The sequence below is a fragment of the Cyclobacterium sp. SYSU L10401 genome, assembly GCF_010993705.1.
GTDB lineage: Bacteria > Bacteroidota > Bacteroidia > Cytophagales > Cyclobacteriaceae > Cyclobacterium.
Genome location: NZ_WOFO01000001.1, coordinates 808,122 through 829,790 on the forward strand (window position 1 = coordinate 808,122; position 21,669 = coordinate 829,790).

Below are 21,669 nucleotides of genomic sequence, written 5' to 3' on the forward strand. Positions count from 1 at the left end.
AATGAAAGAAAATCAAACAAGCGTTTCACACTTGATCCTGACCCTGGATTATGAATTATATGGTGATGGATCGGGAAGTGTATTTGACACCATGATTTATCCTACAGTGGATTTTTTGAAGGTTTGCAAAAAACATGGCATAAAGTCAACCATTTTTTTTGAAGTGATGGAATACCTTCGGATGAAAAAGGAATGGGAGTCCGGGAATTCCATGGGCTATACAAAAAATCCGGTTGAGGCCATAGAAAGCCAAATCCGGCAGGCCCACCAGGAGGGTCATGATATTCAACTACACATTCACCCACATTGGGTAAATGCCGAATTTTCTGACGGTAAATGGCGTCCGGATCACAGGTATTGGAAACTGACAAAGGTACCCCTTCAGGCTGATGAAAATTTCCCAATTAGTTTGGAAGACCTGATCGCTACAGGTAAAACGGGGATTGAGTCGCTGATCCGGGAGGTGGACCCAGGTTATGATTGTAATATTTTCAGAGCAGGTGGTTTTAGTCTAACTCCCTCCACAGAGGTAGTAAAAGTTTTACTTAAATTGGGTTTCATTGCCGATTCTTCGGTGATTCCAGGTGCCTTTATAGATAATGAATTCTATAGTTATGACTTTCGCCACCTATCGTTGGATACCCCCTACTGGATGGTAGATGAAGCGGTGGAAAAGCCTGTCCAGACTACGAAAGGATTGGTAGAAATACCCATATTTTCAAAGGCAATTACCAGATTCAAGAAGTATGACAGGCAACGGATCCGGGTAGCTTTAAGAAATAAAAATTCAAATATGGTAAAGATCAAGGATAAGGTGGAGGGGAGAAGTTCCATTTGGGGTAAGGTAAAATTCTTTCTGGAAAAGGAGCACCTTACCTGGGACTTTTGTTTGTTTTCTAAAGGAAAGATGCAACAATTTTTGCGCTACGCCAGGAGTTTTGCCCAAAAGTCCGGAGTTGGATTTCATCCATTTGTGTTAATCGGACATTCAAAAGAATTTATTCATTCCGAAACATTTGAAAAGTTTGTTGAATCGAACAGAAGTACCTTGCAGTTTTTGACACTTAAAGATGCTGTAATTAGAATTCATCAAAACTATGGAAAAACAGATAACCAGACCACAAATAATGCCATCAGCTAAACCGAATACTTCTCGCCAACTTTTAGATTCATTTACGGATTTGGAAAACTTTTGTCAGCAGGAAGGGTACAAAGGATATGACCCGTATGACAGTTTGAATAGCAAGCTATTTCAAAATCTGCCCTTGCTTCCCAAATCAAGGATAGCCAAATTGGCCTGGACACAATTTTTCAAAAGGGCACCTGTAAACCTGAGGCCATTGGTAGGTGTTCCGAAAGAATACAATCCGAAGGCTATGGGCCTTTTCCTATCCGGTTATAGTAATCTTTATTGCATAGCTCCCGATCCGAAATTATTGGAAAAAATTTACTTTTTCGGTGATAAGATACTGGAGCTGCAGAGCAAAGGTTGGAGTGGAAGTTGCTGGGGATATAATTTCGATTGGCAGGCAAGGGCGTTTTTTCAGCCAAAATATACTCCTACTGTTGTTGCTACCACATTTGTTTCCTGTGCCTTGCTGGATGCATATGAGATTACTCATAAGCAGGAATATTTCGATGCCGCAAGAAGTGCATGTGATTTTGTGTTAAAGGACCTTTACAGAACCTACGATGATAAGGGGAATTTTTCTTTCTCCTATTCTCCCTTGGATAAAAGTGTCGTTTTCAATGCTTCACTCCTTGGCGCCAGGTTGTTGAGTAGGGTTTATCATTACACAAGGGAGGAAGAACTTTATCAGGAAGCCAGAAAGGCCGTGGATTTTGCCTGCGGGTACCAGCAGGAAAATGGGGCATGGAGTTATGGAACCTTGCCTTTCCACCAATGGGTTGATAATTTTCACACAGGGTATAACCTGGAGTGCCTTTCTGATTTCACCAGATACACGGATGACAAGAGCTTCGATGGGTATTTGAAAAAAGGATTTGACTATTATATCCAAACATTTTTCACTCCTGAGGGAGTATCCAAATATTATAACAATAGTACGTACCCTGTGGATATACACGCACCAACACAGTTGATTATCACTTTGGATAAGTTGGGCAACTTTGAGGAGTACAAGCACCTTGCAGAAAAGGTTATGACCTGGACCATTGACAATATGCAATCTTCAGAGGGATATTTTTATTATCAGATAAATAAGTACTTTACGTCCAAAATACCCTATATGCGCTGGGCACAGGCCTGGATGTTTGTGTCGTTTACAGTATGGTTTAAAAATGACGTGTCGGTCTATGCTGGTTCGGGGAGCATAAATTGAATAAATTGATCGATTTTAAACTTAAAGCTGGACCCCAAATGAAGAAGTGGAATGTTTTTTGGTTAAAAAAACCCATAAAGAGAATCACTAATTTATCCTGATGAAATCGAGCATGACGTACCCGTCACACACCGGGATGGTTATAAGCCATGCGAGATTCTCCCGATTAAGGATCGGGACAGGCTATGTGACCACTAAAAGGCAATTATAAACAGATGAAAAATGTGAAAAGAATTCAAATTTGTAACGTGCCGGTAGACTCGCTAACCATGGAGCAAACGGTGCGACTGATTGATCAAAGCATAGAAAAAAAAGAGCACCTTCACCATGTGGTGGTCAATGCGGCGAAACTGGTCAATGCTCAAAAAGATCCTGAACTCAGGGCTTCGATTGTAGATTGCGATATTATCAATGCGGATGGGCAGTCTATTGTTTGGGCCGCAAGATTTTTGAAGCAGCATTTACCGGAACGGGTAGCAGGTATTGATTTGATGGAAAATCTCGTAGCTCTTGGAGCAAAAAAGGGGTACAAGATTTTTTTTCTGGGAGCAAAAGAGGATATTGTAGCCAAAGTTGTTCAGAAGTATACCAAGGCATATGGTGGACATATCATTGCAGGGTATAGAAATGGTTATTTTGGTAAAGAAGAAGAGGAGGGAATAGCCCATCAGATAAAAGATTCTCAGGCTGATATCCTATTTGTTGCCATAAGCTCCCCAAAAAAGGAAATATTTTTAAACAAATATAAAGACATCATGCAGGTACCGTTTATTATGGGAGTTGGGGGTAGTTTTGATGTGGTTTCTGGTAAAATCAAAAGAGCACCACTGTGGATGCAGAATATTGGACTGGAGTGGTTTTACAGGACCATGCAGGAGCCGGGAAGGATGTGGAAGAGGTACCTGACCACTAATTTGGCTTTTGTTAAAATGCTGTATAAAGAAAGAATGAAACTGAACCGTCAGGCCTAATCAACATTGAAAGCTATTTTTTAAATAAATAAGGATGAGTGCAGAAAAGCCAAGGTTATTATTAGTTAATAACTATTCGATGGAAAATGCTTATGAACTGTGGAAAAAGGGGAACAGTGGTAGCCACCATGTCTGGGGAAAAATAGAACTGGAAAAAAGGGGAAAAGTGGAGGTCATCATTTTTCCTCATGAAAAATATACTTTTTTAAATAAGCTTGGCAAATTAATTGGCATCAAACATTTGGACCAGCAGGTAAGAATCTTGGGACATTCTAAGGCTTATGACATATTATATGCGCCTTATTCTTTATCCAATACCCGGTTTCTGCTTCTTTTGAAATTTTTAGGGCTTTATCGAAAACCCATTTTGGTGACGGTTCACCAACCATTTTTGGGGATGAATTCTAAGAACTCCTTCATCAGGTGGTTGTCAAGGAAAGTATTGTTACAGTATGACGGGATTCTTTTCCTGAGTGAGAAATTAATGGAGAATACCCTTAAAGCATTAAAAATAAAGGATGAAAAGAGCTTGTCAAAGATTGATTCGGCTCAATGGGGGCCTGATATCAATTTTTATCAAAACTTCAAAACCAAAACGCTTAATAATAACGGTGGGTATTTTATCAGTGCAGGACACACTGCCAGGGACTACGTGACACTGATTGAAGCCTTCAGAAGGATGGAACATCAGTTGAAAATATTCTGTACTCCCCAGTCCATGCCTGAGGTAACGGATCTACCAAAGAATGTGACCATTCATTCAGAATTCATTCCCTATGCAGAGTTGATGCAGTTTTATGTCGGAGCCAAAGCCATCCTTATTCCTCTCAAATATCCCGAAAGATTGGAAGGCTGCCAGGGAATGACAAGTTTGCAGGATGTGGTTGCACTTGGAAAGCCCACTGTGATCACCAAAAACCCGTCTATTAATATAGATGCAGCCAGGGAAGGATTTGGCATAACTGTTGCCAAGGGAGATGTATCTGGTTGGGTTGATGCGGTAGAATCACTTGCTAAGGACCGGGCTTCCTTTCAACAGATGGAAGAAAATGCTTCCCGGGTATATCGTGATAAATTCAATTCGGAATTGTTTGCAGATAAACTGGAAAAAGCAGCATTGAAGATTTACAATAAGTACCGAAAATAAAATTTCAACATACATGGCTAACCTATCTTACCTATTAATTGGCATATATGATCAAAATTAGATAAATGGTATATGAGATTGTTTGAACTAAGCAACGTGTATTATGAGGAGGAGTCAAACTATAGATTTGAAGACTTAAATGAATCTTTGTTTATTAGAAGGTTGATAGAAGAACTAAAAGAATTTTTGGGACCGCGGTTTTTCAATTATGAATTTTTCATTTATTCTAATCATAAAGTAAATAAAAGAAACCCCGATTCCTGCAAAGACACCATGCCGCCAAGCGGGAACCTTTCTACAAGTCGGAAAAAGGTGCTGCTTTATTTTTCAGACGAAGGAGGATTGGATCCAAGTTTTTATTCCAATAAATATTTTGCCATTTTCAAAGCATATATTGGTGAGAAGGCCCTGGCTTCAAATGTGTTCCCCTTGTCTCTGGGATATGTCAATGCTGTACCGGAGTTTCCGGATAAGTCTGTAAAAAATAGAAAATACAATGTATTTTTTAGAGGTAACCTGAACATGAACCGAATAAATTTTTATCGGACTTTTTCCAAACTCAGGTATTTATTGCCTCCGGAGCGTATCATTACCCATGAATATTACAGGAAGTTGCTGTTGAAAATCAAGAGTGATTTCAGTAATTTTTTCGAAAAATCCATTGTCATATTTAATGATGGATTTAAGGTAGGTTTTTCCCCGGAAAAGTATGGAGAAGTACTTTCGGAATCCAAAATTGTCTTGTGCCCAAAAGGGTATTTCATGACAGAATGTTTCCGGCATTTTGAGGCGATGAGGGCAGGATGTATTGTTATTTCAGAACCCCTCCCCGATACCCCATTTTATAAGGATTCGCCAATTATTCAGATAGGCAATTGGGATCAGGGTTTAAAGATCATCCGTTCACTGCTAGAAGATGAAGAGAGAATGGAAGAAATCCACCAACAAACACGGCGTTGGTGGATTGAAAAGTGTTCTGAAAAAGCTACTGCCAGCTATATTGCTGAAAGGCTTGATCAATTAGAAAAGAAATAACTAGCTATTTTTGGTATGGTAAAAAAAACTAAGGTTCTTCTAATCAATTCGTATTCATTTGAAAAGATATATCAAAACTGGCAGCAGGGTATCAATCCAAGTCATTATTTGATGGGTAAGATTGAACTTGAGAAATCAGGTGAGTTTGTAGTAGACATTCACCCCAACCAGAAATACAAGTGGCTGGATACCTTGGGTAAATTTTTAAAGATCCCTTACCTGGATCAGCAGTTCAGGGCCTTGTTTGTCCTCAAAAATTATGACCTGATCTATATGCCTTATCCTTTATCCACCAGCCGGTTGTTATCTGTTTTAAAAATATTGGGACTAATAAAAACGCCTATGGTTGGGCTGGCACATCAAAATTTTATTTTTTATAAGAAAAAGGATTCCCTATTTAATAAATTTGGGATCATGCGGCTCAAACAATTTGATGCTTTTGCTTTTTTTTCCGAAAAGCTTTTGCAAAAAACTTCAAAAGATTTACGGTTGTCGCAAAAAGAGATGGAAGAAAAGTGTTTTCCAGTCAGGTGGGGTGCCGATTTAGAATTTTACCGAGAAATAAAATCAATGAAATCCCCAAACAGCAAACCCTATGCTGTTTGTGCTGGTACGGCAGACAGGGATTATGACATGCTAATCAAAGCCTTTGAAAATATTCCTTTGGATTTGATGATTTATTGCACCCCCAATACAATCCCAAATGCGGATAATTTGCCAGCCAATGTCACGGTAGATACCAGCTGGGTGCCTTATGATCAATTGCTGCAGGCCTATGTAAATGCTGAGTTTATCATTATTCCACTTAAAGAAGAAATAAAGAATAAGGGTAATACTTATGGTTTAACCGTTTTATTGGATGCCATTGCTGTAGGTAAGCCGGTATTGATGACCCAACATCCCTTTTTGGATATAGATTTGGAGAAGGAAAAAATCGGACTTTGGGTAAAGGACAATACCAGTATTGGCTGGGCAACGAAAATCTCACAGATGATCGGTGAAGAAGTGGATCTTGAGGAAATGGGACAAACGGCAAAAGAATTGCATCTTAGTAAATATAACATCGACTTTTTTGCCACCCAAATAGGGGAAGTGTTCCACAAAGTGGCCAAGAGATCCTAAATTCTTTGGTTTTTTAAACAAAAAATCCCCTGAAGAGTATTTCAGGGGATTTTTTTGCATTGAATTCTATTATGGATTGACAATCAGTCTTTGCTTGTCAACGATGTTCTGATCATCACTGATGCTTATCAGGTACATTCCCTGAGATAAATTGTCTACAGGTATGGTATATTGATTTGCTGCAGTTCTTATCCAGTCCAACTCAAACTGACCTACCAATTGACCACTCATATTGTGTATCAATATTCTGCCCTGTCCTATCTCTTGTCCCAGTTCAAGTACAGTCTTATCCTTTGCCGGATTGGGGAAAATCCGATTGTCATTGGCGAAAGGTTCTTCCAGATATAGGTCCATTTCCTTATACCCACGACCAATCATTTCCTTGTAGCCTCTGCCAAACATCTCCCGGTATCCTCTCAGGTTTGCCCCGGCAATTCCGCTTTTGGATCCTGAGCCGACTATGGCAATACCCGAAATGCTGGCCCTGTTCTCTTTAGCAATCATTTGCAGGTCCAAAACTCCATCCGTTACTTCAATATTTTCGAAGGCCAGTATGGTGGGAGCATTGCCATTTTCAACATAGATATCAAATTCCGCTTTTACCATTTTGTCCTCCAAAAGGATATCAAAGATCCTTCTTCCTACAGTTGCAGATGGACCGCTCAGTCCAAACCAAAGTTCATTATGCATGGTAAGAACGGTATAGGTTCCATTTGGAACAGGAATAGCATATTGAAGATTTTGACCATTCCTCTCTGTTTGAAAGAGCTTTTCCTGTGATGCCTGGCTGTTTTCGAAACGAGAGGAAGTTGAGGTATAATAGGACTTATTATTTTCTTCAGCAATGAAAACATCACCAGATATTGTCTCGTCGGATTTACCTCCTGTGTTCAGGTAGAAAACATGGTCTGTCCCTACATTTTCCTGTACCTGTCCAGATTCTTTGAAAATGGCAAGACCTGAAATGGATGCCTGGTTGGCGCTTGCCACCATATCCAGGTTCAATACCCCGTCTTTCACCTCAATCTTCTCGAAAGAGAGTATGGTTTGTTTGTTGTTACTCTCAACAAAAATATCAAAATCATCTTTCACCAGTTTGTCTTCAATGAATATGTCAAATACCCTGTTGCCTGCTTTTTCGGCCGGTCCACCATTTCCATAATGTAATTCATTGTGGTAGGTTTTTAGGGTGTAAACGCCATTTTCAACCGGGATACTGTATTTCAAGACCTCAGCATTTCGGGCATTCTGAAACAACTTGTCATCACTAGCACTGCTATTGGTATAGGTAGAAGAATTACTGAAATAACCCAGGTTATAGTCTGGAATAAAATCTTCTCCACCATAGCTTACGGTCCTGTAATATCCGGTTTTCAATCGCAATACGGGAACCAATTCATAAGCCTCTTCAACGGCATTTCCACTATCTGAAACGATGGACAAACCACTGATAGTGGCCCTGTTGGTAGAAGCATTCATGGCCAGGGCTAACTTTCCATCAGTCACTTGAACGTCCATAAATGTAAGTTCAAGCGGTTGGTTGCTGTTCTCTACATATAGATCCAGGTTTTCCTTGACGAGTTTTCCTTCAAGAAGGATGTCAAAAACTCTCCGTCCTTTAGTAGCAGAAGGACCTGCTTGCCCGAAGTACAATTCGTTGTGGTAAGTTTTGACGGTATATGTGCCATTCGGAACGGGAATTTCCAGCGTAAATTGCTCACCGTTTCGTTCTGTTTGAAACAAAGGCTCCTGAAATTTGGTATTGGAATAGGTGTAAGTCTTACCTGAAAATAGGCTGCTTACTGCCTGCTCACCTTCAAAATCAGTTCCTCCAAATACGATTTCCTTTTGAGTGCCCAGATTTACAAATAGGCTGTAACCTTCGTTTATTTTATCGGTTGGCGTATCTGATATTTCTTCATCAGAGGGTATGGTTTCGGCTGTATCTTCATTTTCAATAACCGATACCACCACCTCATCAGACAATCCCTTGCCATTTTCGTTATCTGTTGCCTGTAGGGAAAGCGTATAAGATCCTTCCTGGCTTGATGCCCAGGTGAATTCGAAAGGAGAAACTGCTGAAGAGGCAAAGGAGCTTCCATTAACCAAAAGGTCAACCTGGGAAATTTCTCCGTCCAGGTCAATAGCCGACCCTTTTACCACCAGGCTCTCACCGACTTTGATTTCACTATTTTCAAGGGGTTGTGTCAGCGTAATTACCGGTAAAACATTCTCCTTTTTCACCTCTATAGCGACACTGTCGGAAAAGACTGTTCTGCCGTAAATATCCAACGCTTCAGCATAAATATAGTGAGAACCATAGGGGATATCTTTCCAGGTACATGCCAAAGGACTCTCCTCCTCTGCGGAAATCAATGTTTCACAGTAGTAATAGTTGACTTTTTCTACCTCCATTTCCCTGCCTTCGTCTACATACAAAGTAATGGGAAGGTCGTCCCCTTCGATCATTCCGGAACCGTACTCAGGGATAATTACCCTAGCTTCCTGTATGGGATCGGGTTGACTGACCGTTTCTTCGGAAGTTTTGATTAATAATATAGAGCGGAAAGGATCCAGTTCAACACTTCCTGAATAGCTTTTGTTGTTCATGTCCACAAATTCTCCAGGTAAGCTGACAGATTTTTTTGAGTTCCCCTCGTTGTAAGCAAAGAATATTTTATCATCGGGATCAGTCAATTTTAAATCTGCTTCGTAAACGCTGAGGTTGTCTATTTGAAAATCAGCAGAACTTACATTTTCAAATTTGAACATTAACACTGTTTCTTCGGAGGTTTCAGCAGGGTTTAATAGTATTTCGTACTCATTTCTTTTCGAAGAGAATTCCACAGCATTGACAGAACTAATGGTTCTCCATGGAGAAAACTTTTCCCGTAAATAGGCCTTACCTGCAAAGTCTTTATTACCAATGCCACTAAATCGAATCAAATAATTGGTTCCCTTGACCACTTTTCCAACGCTCACATTGATTTCAAAGGTACCAGACCCGGTTACCCGCAGGGCGCCTCCATCAAGTTTGGAATTGCTTGCCCAATAGGTTTTTCCGTTTTTAACGGTCACATAATTGGCATCTTTATCAAATCCTTCATTATGGTATTGGTTTTTGCCGATTACTCCGTTTACTTCGTAAGAAGGAATGCTTACCGGATGAATTTTGGATCCTGCATCCTTGCCGTAAAGGTTTTTCCAACCGTCTAAATCCAAGACTTTTGTAGTCTCATAACTCGTTCCCATGTTGTATTTATTGATGATCCGGTAATTGTCGGTCATCGGGCTGGCATACACATTATTGGAAAAATTACCCATTTGTCCCAGGTCATTTTTTATGGAACTCATGTTTAGGTTGTTTTGCCCACCATTTTGAGAGAAAAACAGGTTGTTTTCAATGGTGTTATTTCGAATATCGGCACCCATATGGTCATTTCGGAAAAACAACTGATAAGTACTGTTGTAAATGGTATTGTGGTGAATGTGGTTTTGCCGGGCATTGTGCAGGTAGATTCCTTTGCTTGAAATATTAGCGATGGTATTGTAGGCAACTTCCACTCCGGTGGTATTGTCGTCCAGGTAGATGCCTTCGGATTGGGGTTTAGCTAAAGCAGACCGGATATTTGTACCTTCTACTACGCCATGTCCATTCAGAATGATGTTGCCAATTACTTTTCGGTTGTAATAGGTCTGGTTGCTATTGCCGGTGTAAACATAGATGCCCCCACCGTCATTTTTAGTCTTATTGAAGTGATTGATAAAATTGTTTTTAACCGTGCTATTATTTCCACCAAAGCGAATACCTACATAGCCGGAATTGATGATTTTATTACCTTCAATAAGGTTATTGTCGTTTGGAGAGAAAATACCAAACCCATTCCCGTCTCCTGATTTTCCCATTCCGGGATATAATTGAATGTTGTTGATGCGGTTGTTCCGGATGATAGTATTGTCACAGGATTTCAATTCAATCCCTGAATTGTGAATATCTCTGATTTCATTTCCTTCCAGGCGCAGTTTGTAATTTCCTTCGCCATAAACACCGTTTTCTCCAACCATTTCCACTTTTGAATTTTTGATGGTTACATTAGTACCTGTAGTGAGGTGAATGGCATTTGTATTGGCCCCTTTAAAATGTAAGTTTTCAATTACCACATTGTCTACCCGCTTTACCTGGGTTAACAGCATGTCCAAAGCGGCTACCTCTACCGCATGTTTAGATGGGGAATCACTTCCGAAAAAAACCTTCAATTTGGCGCTTCCGGTATCAAAGAACCATTCTCCCAATTGGTCCAGTGTACGGACATGGTTTTGGATAAAATAACCGAACTCTGCTTTGGGTTGATAGTTGGTTTCACTGTTAGAAGCGTATTTGATAGTGTTGCCTGAGTGAGAAGTGATTTTGTGCCGGTCAAGAATCCAGTATATTTTTCGAATGACCACTTCAGCTCCAGTCCAGTTGGGCCAGGAGCTCAATTCTTTGTCAGTAATGGAATTCCAAGCAGTAGACTCATAGGTAAGGTATCCTTTGTTGTCGCTGTCGGAGTTTGGAAATCTCCCCATTTCTTTGTCCTGATCATTAAATGATACCAGTGTGAGTGGCTTGGATTTCAATTGGGAATGGCCTGCTTCATAAATCCCATTTCCGATGGATTTCCAATTGCTTAGCTTGACCAATCCTGTGATTACCGGATTATCACCGTTTCCATAGGCACCTATGGTGATAGGGTTAGTCACGGTTCCTGAGTTGCTCATTATAATTGTACCAAAATAGGTTTCTCCTCGTCTGAACAAAATTTTGTCTCCAGGATTCAAGGAAGAAAAAACGGTATTCAGTTTTTGAATCGATTTCCAGGGAGTGTCCGGGTTTTGTGCCTGAGCAAAACTTCTGGAATCGTCTCCGCTGCCCTGAGAAAAATAATAATTGGCTCCATGGCTGAGGGCTGGAACCGCAAGGGTAGCCAGGACCAGTAGCAGAATTGAAAGTAGCTTTTTCATGGTATTGATATTTAAATGTTTTGAATCAGTTAGTATCTTTTGTGCTCTTGTCGTCTTGATATTTTTTGAGGGAATATTCATTTTGTTTAATCTTTTCTGGTTTATGAAGTGCCAATTTGGTATTTCGCCATTTACAATTAAATTTTTTGAATTTCGCATATATCAAAATGATATTCTTTAAATGATTACTATTTTGATAATTAAGGGTATAATATTTTAAAAACAAAATTTTATTTTTATTGAAGAGGGGTGAGGAGATATCAAAAAATTGGATAATATCGGTATGTGATTTCAATAGTGTTTTTGGAATTATTTTTATTGCCGATAATCCTGAAATGAGGTTTTGAAAAAAAAATGTTTTTTTTTAAGATTTTTTTAAAAGCCGCATTACAGAGGAAGGAATATGTGCAGAAGGAAGGTGAAGCTCGAAAAAATGGCTTCATTCTTTGCTCGAGTGGCTTCGCAAAAAGATTTGGGGAATTCTAAGCAACTTGATCCTGGGGACACAACAATGCTTCACACTTCGCCTTGATGGAGACAGCAACCGCAATGTCAGGAAAACGCTGGTTGTCTCCCGTGATGGCTTAAATGCCCATATGAAGCATTTAAAGGCTTGCCAAAACAGCCTACAGGAGTTGTTGAAATTTGAAAACGGATCACTTGCGGGGCTTTTGCCCGCTCATACCACCATCAGGTACCCCAGGTTCGATGAATTAATGGGGTAATTTGAAAAAGTAAATCATGCCTGCAACCATCACGGCTTTACCTTCCTGCATCATTACAGAGACTATAGCCTTCAGATCAAGAAATTTTAAAGTTATACGCAGTTTATGGAACACTACAACCGTAAAAAATGTCATGATCACCGGGGTTCCATGAAGCTTGACCATGAGCCCGGAAAGTAGCTTTTTCAATCAGTGGAGAGGACTTACCTGAAACCGCCCCTGAGGAAGCCTACCAGATGAAGGATTATCTCAGGGTCAGGGTTCAGAAAATGGGTCTGTGTTTGCGAGTCACCCAAAAGTTTTTATTGGTCAATACTTTTTAAAATAAAATCAACAATTGGTTTTGGGTCTTTTAAAGAATGTGGGTGATGTCCAACACCTTCTTTTCTGATAATTTCAATTGTTCCTCCAGCTTTTTTAAAATTCTCAGCCAGTAATCTAGTATTCTCTTCAAAAGGCACAATGGTGTCAGCATCGCCATAAACGTGTAAAACTGGAATACCAGCTTTTGCAATACTTACACAATTATTTATTGGAATATCTTTAAATGTCTTGACTGAAATTGTGTCAAGATTGTATGCTTTTAAACAAAGTTTCCAATCCTCAGGACTTCCACTTCCACCATACATACCACCCGGCCAACTTTTTATATCACAAACAGGTGCGTCAGCATAAATACTAAAAACTTTATCCGTGTTTTTTGATGCCCAATTATACACAATTAATCCACCACGACTCATTCCTTCCAATACGACTTTTTGATTAAGTCCGTATTCTGAAGTGCAATGATCATAAAATTCATTCCATAACTCTACGGCTTCATTGTTTCCAAACAGATTGGTAACATCAACATAAACAAGGTGAAACCCTTTTTCCAGTAAAGCTTTGTCAACCTGTGGCTCATGTCCCCAGAACCTCGCTCTCCATATCCAATAATTATTTTGATTTTTTTCAGGTGGAAAAACAATCTTTGCGTCACGACCATTAAATGAAAATTCTTTTATCTCATATTCTGCAAATACTATATCATCTCGACATGATGTTATTGCAATTAAAACTGTTAACAAAACTAAAACTATACTATTTTTCTGATTCATTCTGCGTCTTTTTTAATGAGTGGTAACAGTATTCAGCCCGGATACAGCGGGCACTTTGGGGTCCCTTTTTTCCTACTATCGATAATTTCTTTAAGTTTCCTTTAAATTAAATTTTTCCCGGAGAACTCGAACTTATGCCATGGTTTTTGTTTTTTATTTTTTAAAATTAAATCTGACCATGAAATTATTCGTTTTTCCCAATTTTTCCCAATTCTTATAAATACATATTTCTAGTTAATAAGAATTCTGCTTTGATATTCGGTAAAAATGTATCCTGCCGTTTTTTCCGGCTGATCTGTTGCAGGATGGGATGTTTAATTGGAAACCAAAACAGGATCAATCACTAAAGGGGAAAAATGGAATGTGGCGATTTGGATTGGACCATAATGGAGTTTTTTATCCCTTTTGGAAAATAATAAATCAATCCAACTTGATAGCAGTTTTAGAATCTGGTTCAGAACATGAATAAAGTAACGTTTAGCCTATTCTTTTATCAGAAAGATGCTTTGGTAAGGTGGCAGGTTAATTTTCCCGGAATGACTTTTACTGGCCAGGTCTTTATAGCTTCCTTCCAGGTCCAGCATGTCCTGACTGGATTTCGGATTGGTTACCAATAGAAAGTTGTCCGGTTCATCGGTTTTTTTCTTTGGAGGCAACAGATCAATTCTGATGTTATCAATTCTGATTTCATTTTTGGATTGAAAAATGTTAAGTATTAAAGAGGCATCACCATCTTCTCTGGGTTGTTGGATAAGGATTTGATTTTCGTTTCCATTTATATTCAGTGCAAAAGGTTTTCCGTGACATAATTTCTGATAGGCAGGCCCTCGCTGTCTCAGATAGGCTTCCATCATTACAGGTTCACCGCTGGATGCTGTCAGCGTCAATAAATAGATTTGTTCATGCCTGACAGGGCCAATGTCTAATTTTAAAGCTGACACTTCATTTTCCGCAGAAACCGAAACATTTCCACCCTCCCCCCAGGTTAGGGTACAGTCTTTCACACAATTTAACCCCGAAGTATCCGTAGAAAAGTCGATATTTTTGATGGTTTTGGCTTCAGAAGTATATGAATAGGGCTTATCAGGAGACCGGATGGTTTCCTCACTTTTGTTTTCCCAATTTGTTTTTTTCCTCCAACCCTCAAGGCTAAAATAAATTTCTTCTTTTGTGTCGGTATTTTGGATAGAAAAGGACGCTCCTGCTCCGCTTATATCTACATGTTTGTTTTGGTCTGAGACACCGATGAGTGTAAATTCAGGATTGGCCGATCTGACTCCCATACTCACCTGGTGAGGGTTCTTTTTTATTAAGGTATTTTCTGTGATTAAAACTCCTGCCAGGGGCTGTCCCAGTTGATCATCAGCCAGAAAGATCAGGAAGGATGCATCAAACACCAGATTGTTTCTTACGTTAATATTTTTTGCATTGTGCAGGTAAATGCCTCTATTGTTAATTTGGGAAACAGTATTGTCAGCTACAAGAATGTTTTCGGTATTGTCATCCAGGTAAATTCCTTCTGCTGGAGCTGGAAAATCAGTGCTATGTAGGGGAGTACCCTCTCTGGCCCCATTTCCGTTTTGAATAATATTACCAATAATTTTTCTGTTCGAATATTTTTTTCCGGCATTTCCTGTATAGGAATAGATTCCGCCTCCGTCACCCTTGACCAGACAGAAGCCATCGATGTAATTATTTTTCACTAGCGTATTGCTCCCCCGAAACCCAATCCCCACATACCCGGAGTTTTTGATGGTATTGTTTGTAATTGTGTCGGCATCCGATATACTGAAAATACCGTACCCATTGTTATCACCACTTTGGCCCATTCCTGAGTAAATATGGGTGTTTTCAATGTGATTGTTCCTTATGCTTGCCTGATAGTTTCCCGACCTCAGGTATATGCCTGAATTTTGTGCGTTCAGGATTTTGGAATTTTCAATGCGAAAACGGTCCATGTTTTGAACCATAATGGCATTTTCACCTGAATTTTCTATGGTTACCGCATCCAAATGAAAATCAGTCCCACCTCTTATAAGTAGTGCATCTTTATTGGCCCCTTCAAAATGAATTCCTTTGATCAGAATATGTCTGGTATTGGTAAGGGTGGTAAGCAGGTGCTCCTCTATACTGACTTTAATCCTGAGCTCTTCGGGAGTTTGCTCTCCGGTACATAGGTATAGTCGGTTTTTTTGGACATCATGGTACCACTCACCCATTTGATCCAGTGTATTCAAATGGTTCTGAACAAAGAAGCCATAGCCCTTTTTTGGCGGATAGCCTGATGAGGGTAAAAAAGTAAGGGAATTATTCTGATGGGACAGGACCTTTTCCCTGTCTATGATCCAATGGTTTTTTCTGATGACCAATTCTGCTCCTGCCCATTGTCCCGATTCATTTAAGGTTTCATGGCTGATTTGGTTTTTTCCGGTGATTTCATCCGGTATCAAATACCCCATATTCTTTTCATCTCCATTAGGGAACCTACCCAGGGGCTGGGATAGTCCATTTAAGGTCAGTACATTGATTTGAGAACTGGTCTGAGGTACATGGGTGAAATAGATACCGGGTGCCGATTTCTCCCAGTTTTTGAGGGTAGAAAACCCGGAAATAACAGGAGGAGCTCCATCTCCATAGTGGCTAAAAACAATAGGTTTTTCTGAGGTGCCGGATTTTTTAAGGTTCAGGCTTCCATAAAAAACATCTCCGGACTTAAAGAGTACCGAATCCCCCGGATTCAATTGGGGAATATAATCATTCAATCTATTTAAAGTTTGCCATGGGGTGTCGGGATGCTGCGCTTCCTTCAAAGTTCGTTCGTCATTTCCTGATGAAGCTGACAAATAATAGTTGGCAGAATAGCTGCGCTCACTATACCAAATTAGAAAAAACAGAAGAAAAAGTCTTGTTTTAGGCATCATGTATACATTGATATCAGCTCATTCGAAATTAAGTTCAATCAGTAAATGTGATTAGAGATAAGAACGGTATTGACAGCTGTAGGTTAGTCTTTTAGGGAATTGTTGAAATCTTATTCGCCAAAATTCCGCCTAACTCTCCGAAGCTTTAACTAATTGGCCAAAGGCCTCGATGTTGAATTTTTGATCATTTTCATTTCTGACATATAAGGTGCGAGTAGGGAAAGCGATAGAAACGCCCATAGCTGTAAACTTCTCAAAAATCTCAAAATTTATCTGTTGTTGGATGTCCATGTAGGTATTGTAGGCCGCATCCTCGATGAAGTAAACGATTTCAAAGTCCAGGCTTGAATCGCCAAAGGATTTAAAATGCGCCCTGTCAAAGGTCACAGGAGATTGGTTTTTGACGATCTCCTGAAGCAAATCCGGAATTTTTTTCAATTTTTCCAATGGAGTTTCATAGGTGACTCCTACTGAAAACAATATCCTTCTTCGCTGCATTTTTTTGAAATTGTGGATCCTGGAACCAGTCAGATCACTGTTGGCCACCACCAACTCCTCCCCGGACAAGGTTTTGATCCGGGTAGTTTTAATACCAATTTTTTCTACGATGCCATTTTTATCATCTACTACCACAAAATCACCAATCTCAATAGGTCGGTCAAAAAATATCACAAAGTAATTGAACAAGTCACCTAAAATATTTTGGGCGGCAAGCGCAACAGCAATACCTCCTATACCCAAACCGGTAATGATGGCGGTAACATTGTATCCCAGATTATCAAACAAAAACAAAATGCCTATGCTCCAAATCAGGAAATTGATAATGATGATGATTCCCCCAATTTGCTTCACTTTTTCTTCCCCGTTTTCTTGTCTCCTGACGTAAGAACGCAACAGCATGATGATAAAACTGGCAATTACCCGAACAAAAAAATAGGTCAATACGACCTTATGGCTTACAGAAATTGCCTCGTCCAATTGCCCGTTCAGGGTTAATATCTGGATCCCCCAGAAAAAAATCGAAATATAAATGGTGGGTAGGATAAATTTTTCGATGATTTCAAATAAATAATCATCGAAGCTATTATCGGTTTTTTCAGTAAGTTGTTTAATTTTTTTAAACAATGTTTTTTTGAAAGCCTTGATGATCAGGAAACCAAGAAGGATGAAACCCAGGGATTGCAGATAAGCCTGAAGGCTGTTGTTCCAAAATTCCTGATCTAAATATTCTTGTATCATGTGAGTAAAATATTTACTTGGATTTTAATGAAGTCAAAAAATAATGCATGAGTCGCTGGAAGAGGCCGTTCTTTATTTTAATGGTTTAATTTCCAGACTAAATTATGAGTAACTTATTTTTTATAAAAATTATTGGGCAAGAATTAATGCCCTTTTTTGTGCAGGAAGAAAACTCATGTCTGTTTTGCCGGCAATTCCTTTAATCTTTCCGGAGTCAGTAAACTGCCACAGGGCAATCTCAGGTAAAACAGATCTGGTCGTATCCGTTTTAATGGAAAAGTATCGGGGAGGTTTATGGGAGAATTTTGCCATCCAGTAGGTATATTGGTCAAAATGACCCTTGAGGTGACTGTCGAAGAAGGCTTCGTAGGTATAGATAATGGGTTTTACCTGGAAATGGTCTTCAATGGCTTTCAGGTATATTTTTAAATTCTGGATCAGAAGCGTATTTGATATTTCAGGGCTTGTACAGGAAGTACAGTCCAGCTCGATATCGACAATAGGTAAAATATCATTTTCTTGCAGGCTAACTTGGCTGATGTAATGCCTTGCCTGCTCCAATGGCGGGTCTTTGTATTGATAAAAGTGATAAGCTCCACGTAACAAGCCTGCTTCCCCTGCTGATTTCCAGTTGACAGTAAAATAGGGATCCGTTACTTTGCTTCCCTGGGTAGCCTTGATCAGGGTGAAATCAATGGCATGTGGTAGAGAATCCCCGGCTACTTCTGGCCAATTGATCGCATTTTGCCAATGGGAAACATCGATACCGTAATAGCCATGGGTTTGATGTCCAGGACTCCAGTCCTCATCGTGCAGGTTAAATATCCGAAGCATGCTGTCATAATGGTGGCCCCGCTGTGATATTTCATTGTTTCCTTTTGGAGTGGAGTGACCGGCATAAAAGAGTGGTTGACCGGCCACCTGGGCCTGCGGAGCATCTTGACTTATTTTTTCTTGATCTTTTAGGTTGAGGTAAATGTGGTGTTCATGCACACTTTTTCCGAGACTTATCATGCCCGCCATCTGGAGCAAAATGACCACAAGCATGATGCTCATCGTAAAAAAACCCAGTAGCATGATAAATACAATCCTTCTGTACATTTCTCTTTTGCTCATGTTGATTCAGTGGACCATCCCGATGGCTTAGATGATTGATTTGATCAGGTGGTCGTTGATACGGAGAAAAGACTCTGCCGGTTCTCCGGCCTCAAAGGTTATCTTTATTTTTGCCAGGGAGGATTTTTTACCAAAAAAACCACCTCCGGAGACACCTCCAAGGTCAATTCCCAGGGATTGTTCCTCTTCTCGAGGTTGGTTCTTTTTAAAAAGATGCCGTCCTGATTTCTGATCTTCTATCAGGCTGCCAAGGGCTACCTTAAACTCTACCTCCATATTTTTTATTTTTATGGCTGTAGGGGGGACAAGACTCATTAAAGGGACTTGGATGGTGGTAGTACTATCTTTAGCTGCATCCGGATGCATATTGGGGACTTCTACCGCCCAGGTTTTGGCAATACCCCCATTCCTATGGACATGGGCTGCCATTTCTTCATTTTTCTTACTTTCATCCTCTGGCCATTCAAAGTACCGGTCAAGTTGCTCCAGGTGTTGTTGTTCGGTAAGCAGCTGGGCTTCCAGGACAGCCTGATGAATGGCTTGAAGCAGGTTGTCGAGTTTAATTGTTTTCGCCATAAGGTTATTTATTTTTTTCCATCCACACCGGCTTTCTTAAAAACCCTACATGGTAGGTGGTTCGTTGTAGGGTAATCTGATGGTCGCCCACCTGAAAAACTCCCACCGAAATGTCTTTCCCGATGATCCTGCCTTTGGGGTACTCATTAAGGCATTTATTTAATAAGGCCATTTGATTTTCCTGTTGCTCCTCATTAAGTGGGTTGTTTGGGTTGATGTTACCTATGCTTACCCGTTTGACATAGGTAACATCCCCCAAATCAGCTCCCTTGTTTTGCTGTCGGATCATTTCATTTTAGCTGAGTGATGGGTGAGAACCATCAGGACTTACCGGCTTGGTATCGACCAGTTTGCCTGTTTTAGGATCTCTTTTGCTGGCAGCCTCCAATGGAGCGACATTTACATCCAGCGGTGTGGCTGCTGTTGCCATCATGTCCAGAACCCTGGCCAATCCTTCCGGTGTGCCGTGATTGGAAGCAGTTACTTCCACATGGTATTTAGCGGAATTGTCCGAGGTTCGCGTGTTTTCCTTGTGGGTGGCTACCGATCCATGAATTTTCACGGTGGCACTGACAGGCCCCCACCCTATCTTTGCCGAAACATCTGCGGAGGCGTTCATGTCTGTGGAACTGGTTTCAGAGGTGGAACTTTTGACTTCCATGTCAAAGGTAATGTCCACTGTGTCCACCTGAAGATTCGGGATAGGCACCACTGCCAGCATGGGCACCCTGATTTTAACTTCTTCAATGGTACGCTGGGGAGTAGGATTGGGGTTTTTTTCACTTACTTCTGGCACATAAATTCCAGGACGTTCAAACTCAAAGTCTAACATTCTGGCAGCCCCGGTGGTGAATTCTCCGGGCTTCTTGTCTACCGGAACCTGAGTGAATCCTACTGTATTGATAAAATCTGCTGTTGCTTGTGCCAGCTTAACATTTGCTGTAACGGCTGCATTCAAAGGCCCTCCGATCAGGTCTTGCATGGGCAAGCCTTTAAATTGGTCTGACATGTTTACTAATCCTTCTGCCATTTTATTGATGTTTTTGTCGTTAAAAATAAGAATAGTGAATTGTGGGACTTAATATGCTATTCTTTTTGAGAATTGTATTAAAATTTGGGGTGGACAAAAAGTAGACAATAACGGAGTAAAAAAAAGACTTCATCAGGGAGGTCAGATCAAGCCATTTATAAGCATCCTTTTATTGTAGTTATCTGAGATGGTGTTGATTTTCTTTTTAAACCTGTACCTGGCCTTTTTGGTGCCCTCATAGGAGATACCCAATAGGGATGCCATCTCCCTGGTGCTCATCCCCAATTTGAAAAGGGCAGCCAACAACAGTTCGTTTTCAGACAGTTCAGGAAGATCCCTTTTCAGGCATTCCCAATATCCCGGAAACACCTTTTCAAACAATAGCCTGAAAGTACGGCAATCTTCCTGCTTCGAAATTTTAAATCTGGCCAGCTTTTCTAATGCTTCCTGCCGGGCAAAGTTGAGAGAGGATTTTTCAAGCTCCCGCAGGAGTTCCTGATTTTTACTCATGGAATTGGCCAGATTTTCGGAATATTCCAATAATTTTTTTTGCAATCTTTCCTGTTTTTGATTGCTGTCTCTGAGCTGCCGGTCGAACACCCGTAATAATTTTTCCTTAATGCTGAGCTTGTAATAAAAATAAACCAGAAAAACCGAACTTGACAAGGCCATCAGAGCCAGGACCCACTGTATGGATGAGGTGGATGACTCAGGGAGAGGATAGGAGGTGTTTGCCAATGGGGTTTCTTTTTCCCCTTTATTTGTTATTGCTGCATTGGCAATATTTTTGGCTTTCTCCAGAATGATCGGGCTGTCCGATAGCATTTCCTTTAACCCAAGGCTACTGTGATAGACCTGCATGTTCTTTTGTTTGAAATATTCCTTCAATAGGTCTTCAAGTAAATCCCTGTGTAAGGATAGGGCTTTTACTTTTTGGGTATATTCGAATGATGGCTCCCGCCTGGTATTGGCCAGGTCATTGGAGCTTTCCAGAAGCAGGCGGATGCTGTCCGGGTTTGCCTGTTCCTGTTCCACGGCTTTCACCTCAATAATCCCAGGTAAAAGAATTAAAGCCAGTAAAAAAAAAGTAACCTTGGTCACGATTAAAGCTGTTTGGTTTATCATATGGCCTGAATATCAGCCAGATATTCTATGATTAAATTTAATATAAAATTTTAATCAAACCTAAAAGGCCTTTTCAAAAAATCACAATGGGCATCAAAAACAGAAAAAGGTATTTGAAATGCAAAAATAAGTAGCTATTTCTATGGGTTGAGTTGGTTACAAATGAAAAAAGGAGCCGGTGATGACCACCGACTCCTTTACAAATCATGGAGTTGTCTT

16 protein-coding genes are annotated in these 21,669 nt (G+C 40.2%); 7 read left to right on the top strand and 9 right to left on the bottom strand.

Translation table 11 applies throughout. The features are described from left to right. The first annotated feature begins 1 nt into the window (after position 1). The 6 genes from GL182_RS03390 to GL182_RS03415 all read left to right on the top strand — a co-directional run bounded on the left by GL182_RS03390 (position 2) and on the right by GL182_RS03415 (position 6,617). Positions 2 to 1,141 (top strand): hypothetical protein, encoded by a 1,140-nt coding sequence (locus GL182_RS03390; protein ID WP_163378138.1) that lies wholly within the window; start codon positions 2 to 4, stop codon positions 1,139 to 1,141. Next, positions 1,128 to 2,342, top strand: a complete 1,215-nt coding sequence (locus GL182_RS03395) for a delta-aminolevulinic acid dehydratase (RefSeq protein ID WP_163378139.1) — start codon at positions 1,128 to 1,130, stop codon at positions 2,340 to 2,342. The genes GL182_RS03390 and GL182_RS03395 overlap by 14 nt, the downstream gene beginning before the upstream one ends. A gap of 215 nt (positions 2,343 to 2,557) precedes the next feature. Next, on the top strand, positions 2,558 to 3,313 hold the full coding sequence (locus GL182_RS03400; protein WP_163378140.1) for a WecB/TagA/CpsF family glycosyltransferase: 756 nt from the start codon (positions 2,558 to 2,560) through the stop codon (positions 3,311 to 3,313). 79 nt (positions 3,314 to 3,392) lie between these two features. Beyond that, entirely contained in the window at positions 3,393 to 4,460 is a 1,068-nt protein-coding gene (locus GL182_RS03405) for a glycosyltransferase family 4 protein (RefSeq protein ID WP_163378141.1), read from the top strand. A gap of 72 nt (positions 4,461 to 4,532) precedes the next feature. Beyond that, positions 4,533 to 5,495: a hypothetical protein gene (locus GL182_RS03410; RefSeq protein WP_163378142.1), complete on the top strand. Its 963-nt coding sequence runs from the start codon at positions 4,533 to 4,535 to the stop codon at positions 5,493 to 5,495. Between the two features lie 111 nt (positions 5,496 to 5,606). Further along, positions 5,607 to 6,617: a glycosyltransferase gene (locus tag GL182_RS03415; protein ID WP_163378143.1), complete on the top strand. Its 1,011-nt coding sequence runs from the start codon at positions 5,607 to 5,609 to the stop codon at positions 6,615 to 6,617. 69 nt (positions 6,618 to 6,686) lie between these two features. Here GL182_RS03415 and GL182_RS03420 read toward each other — a convergent pair whose 3' ends face one another. Beyond that, positions 6,687 to 11,621, bottom strand: coding sequence for a malectin domain-containing carbohydrate-binding protein (locus tag GL182_RS03420; protein WP_163378144.1), 4,935 nt, complete (start codon positions 11,619 to 11,621; stop codon positions 6,687 to 6,689). Positions 11,622 to 12,067: 446 nt separating this feature from the next. Between GL182_RS03420 and GL182_RS03425 the strand changes: the two genes are divergently transcribed. Further along, on the top strand, positions 12,068 to 12,346 hold the full coding sequence (locus GL182_RS03425) for a hypothetical protein (RefSeq protein WP_163378145.1): 279 nt from the start codon (positions 12,068 to 12,070) through the stop codon (positions 12,344 to 12,346). A gap of 302 nt (positions 12,347 to 12,648) precedes the next feature. Here the strand turns inward: GL182_RS03425 and GL182_RS03430 are convergent, their stop codons facing one another. The 8 genes from GL182_RS03430 to GL182_RS03465 all read right to left on the bottom strand — a co-directional run bounded on the left by GL182_RS03430 (position 12,649) and on the right by GL182_RS03465 (position 21,450). After that, positions 12,649 to 13,443 carry an alpha/beta hydrolase family protein gene (locus GL182_RS03430; RefSeq protein ID WP_163378146.1) on the bottom strand — a complete coding sequence of 265 codons (795 nt, stop codon included), beginning with the start codon at positions 13,441 to 13,443 and terminating at the stop codon, positions 12,649 to 12,651. A gap of 482 nt (positions 13,444 to 13,925) precedes the next feature. Beyond that, positions 13,926 to 16,364: a right-handed parallel beta-helix repeat-containing protein gene (locus tag GL182_RS03435; protein ID WP_163378147.1), complete on the bottom strand. Its 2,439-nt coding sequence runs from the start codon at positions 16,362 to 16,364 to the stop codon at positions 13,926 to 13,928. A gap of 129 nt (positions 16,365 to 16,493) precedes the next feature. Then, positions 16,494 to 17,603, bottom strand: coding sequence for a mechanosensitive ion channel family protein (locus tag GL182_RS03440; RefSeq protein ID WP_163378148.1), 1,110 nt, complete (start codon positions 17,601 to 17,603; stop codon positions 16,494 to 16,496). 129 nt (positions 17,604 to 17,732) lie between these two features. Next, positions 17,733 to 18,719 carry a glycoside hydrolase family 25 protein gene (locus tag GL182_RS03445; RefSeq protein WP_163378149.1) on the bottom strand — a complete coding sequence of 329 codons (987 nt, stop codon included), beginning with the start codon at positions 18,717 to 18,719 and terminating at the stop codon, positions 17,733 to 17,735. A gap of 27 nt (positions 18,720 to 18,746) precedes the next feature. Then, positions 18,747 to 19,295: a DUF2589 domain-containing protein gene (locus tag GL182_RS03450; RefSeq protein ID WP_163378150.1), complete on the bottom strand. Its 549-nt coding sequence runs from the start codon at positions 19,293 to 19,295 to the stop codon at positions 18,747 to 18,749. Positions 19,296 to 19,299: 4 nt separating this feature from the next. Continuing rightward, positions 19,300 to 19,584 carry a hypothetical protein gene (locus GL182_RS03455; RefSeq protein WP_163378151.1) on the bottom strand — a complete coding sequence of 95 codons (285 nt, stop codon included), beginning with the start codon at positions 19,582 to 19,584 and terminating at the stop codon, positions 19,300 to 19,302. A gap of 6 nt (positions 19,585 to 19,590) precedes the next feature. Then, the gene (locus GL182_RS03460; RefSeq protein WP_163378152.1) at positions 19,591 to 20,325 is read right to left on the bottom strand and encodes a DUF2589 domain-containing protein; all 735 of its coding nucleotides are present in this window, start codon (positions 20,323 to 20,325) and stop codon (positions 19,591 to 19,593) included. Between the two features lie 141 nt (positions 20,326 to 20,466). Further along, positions 20,467 to 21,450, bottom strand: coding sequence for a helix-turn-helix transcriptional regulator (locus GL182_RS03465; RefSeq protein ID WP_163378153.1), 984 nt, complete (start codon positions 21,448 to 21,450; stop codon positions 20,467 to 20,469). Positions 21,451 to 21,669 lie beyond the last annotated feature (219 nt).

Excerpts from the sequence above, each read along its gene's own strand:
- GL182_RS03390 (WP_163378138.1), top strand. The coding sequence starts at position 2 with ATGAAAGAAAATCAAACAAGCGTTTCACACTTGATCCTGACCCTGGAT.
- GL182_RS03395 (WP_163378139.1), top strand. The coding sequence starts at position 1,128 with ATGCCATCAGCTAAACCGAATACTTCTCGCCAACTTTTAGATTCATTT.
- GL182_RS03400 (WP_163378140.1), top strand. The coding sequence starts at position 2,558 with ATGAAAAATGTGAAAAGAATTCAAATTTGTAACGTGCCGGTAGACTCG.
- GL182_RS03405 (WP_163378141.1), top strand. The coding sequence starts at position 3,393 with ATGGAAAATGCTTATGAACTGTGGAAAAAGGGGAACAGTGGTAGCCAC.
- GL182_RS03410 (WP_163378142.1), top strand. The coding sequence starts at position 4,533 with ATGAGATTGTTTGAACTAAGCAACGTGTATTATGAGGAGGAGTCAAAC.
- GL182_RS03415 (WP_163378143.1), top strand. The coding sequence starts at position 5,607 with ATGGGTAAGATTGAACTTGAGAAATCAGGTGAGTTTGTAGTAGACATT.
- GL182_RS03420 (WP_163378144.1), bottom strand. The coding sequence starts at position 11,621 with ATGAAAAAGCTACTTTCAATTCTGCTACTGGTCCTGGCTACCCTTGCG.
- GL182_RS03430 (WP_163378146.1), bottom strand. The coding sequence starts at position 13,443 with ATGAATCAGAAAAATAGTATAGTTTTAGTTTTGTTAACAGTTTTAATT.
- GL182_RS03435 (WP_163378147.1), bottom strand. The coding sequence starts at position 16,364 with ATGATGCCTAAAACAAGACTTTTTCTTCTGTTTTTTCTAATTTGGTAT.
- GL182_RS03440 (WP_163378148.1), bottom strand. The coding sequence starts at position 17,603 with ATGATACAAGAATATTTAGATCAGGAATTTTGGAACAACAGCCTTCAG.
- GL182_RS03445 (WP_163378149.1), bottom strand. The coding sequence starts at position 18,719 with ATGAGCAAAAGAGAAATGTACAGAAGGATTGTATTTATCATGCTACTG.
- GL182_RS03450 (WP_163378150.1), bottom strand. The coding sequence starts at position 19,295 with ATGGCGAAAACAATTAAACTCGACAACCTGCTTCAAGCCATTCATCAG.
- GL182_RS03455 (WP_163378151.1), bottom strand. The coding sequence starts at position 19,584 with ATGATCCGACAGCAAAACAAGGGAGCTGATTTGGGGGATGTTACCTAT.
- GL182_RS03460 (WP_163378152.1), bottom strand. The coding sequence starts at position 20,325 with ATGGCAGAAGGATTAGTAAACATGTCAGACCAATTTAAAGGCTTGCCC.
- GL182_RS03465 (WP_163378153.1), bottom strand. The coding sequence starts at position 21,450 with ATGATAAACCAAACAGCTTTAATCGTGACCAAGGTTACTTTTTTTTTA.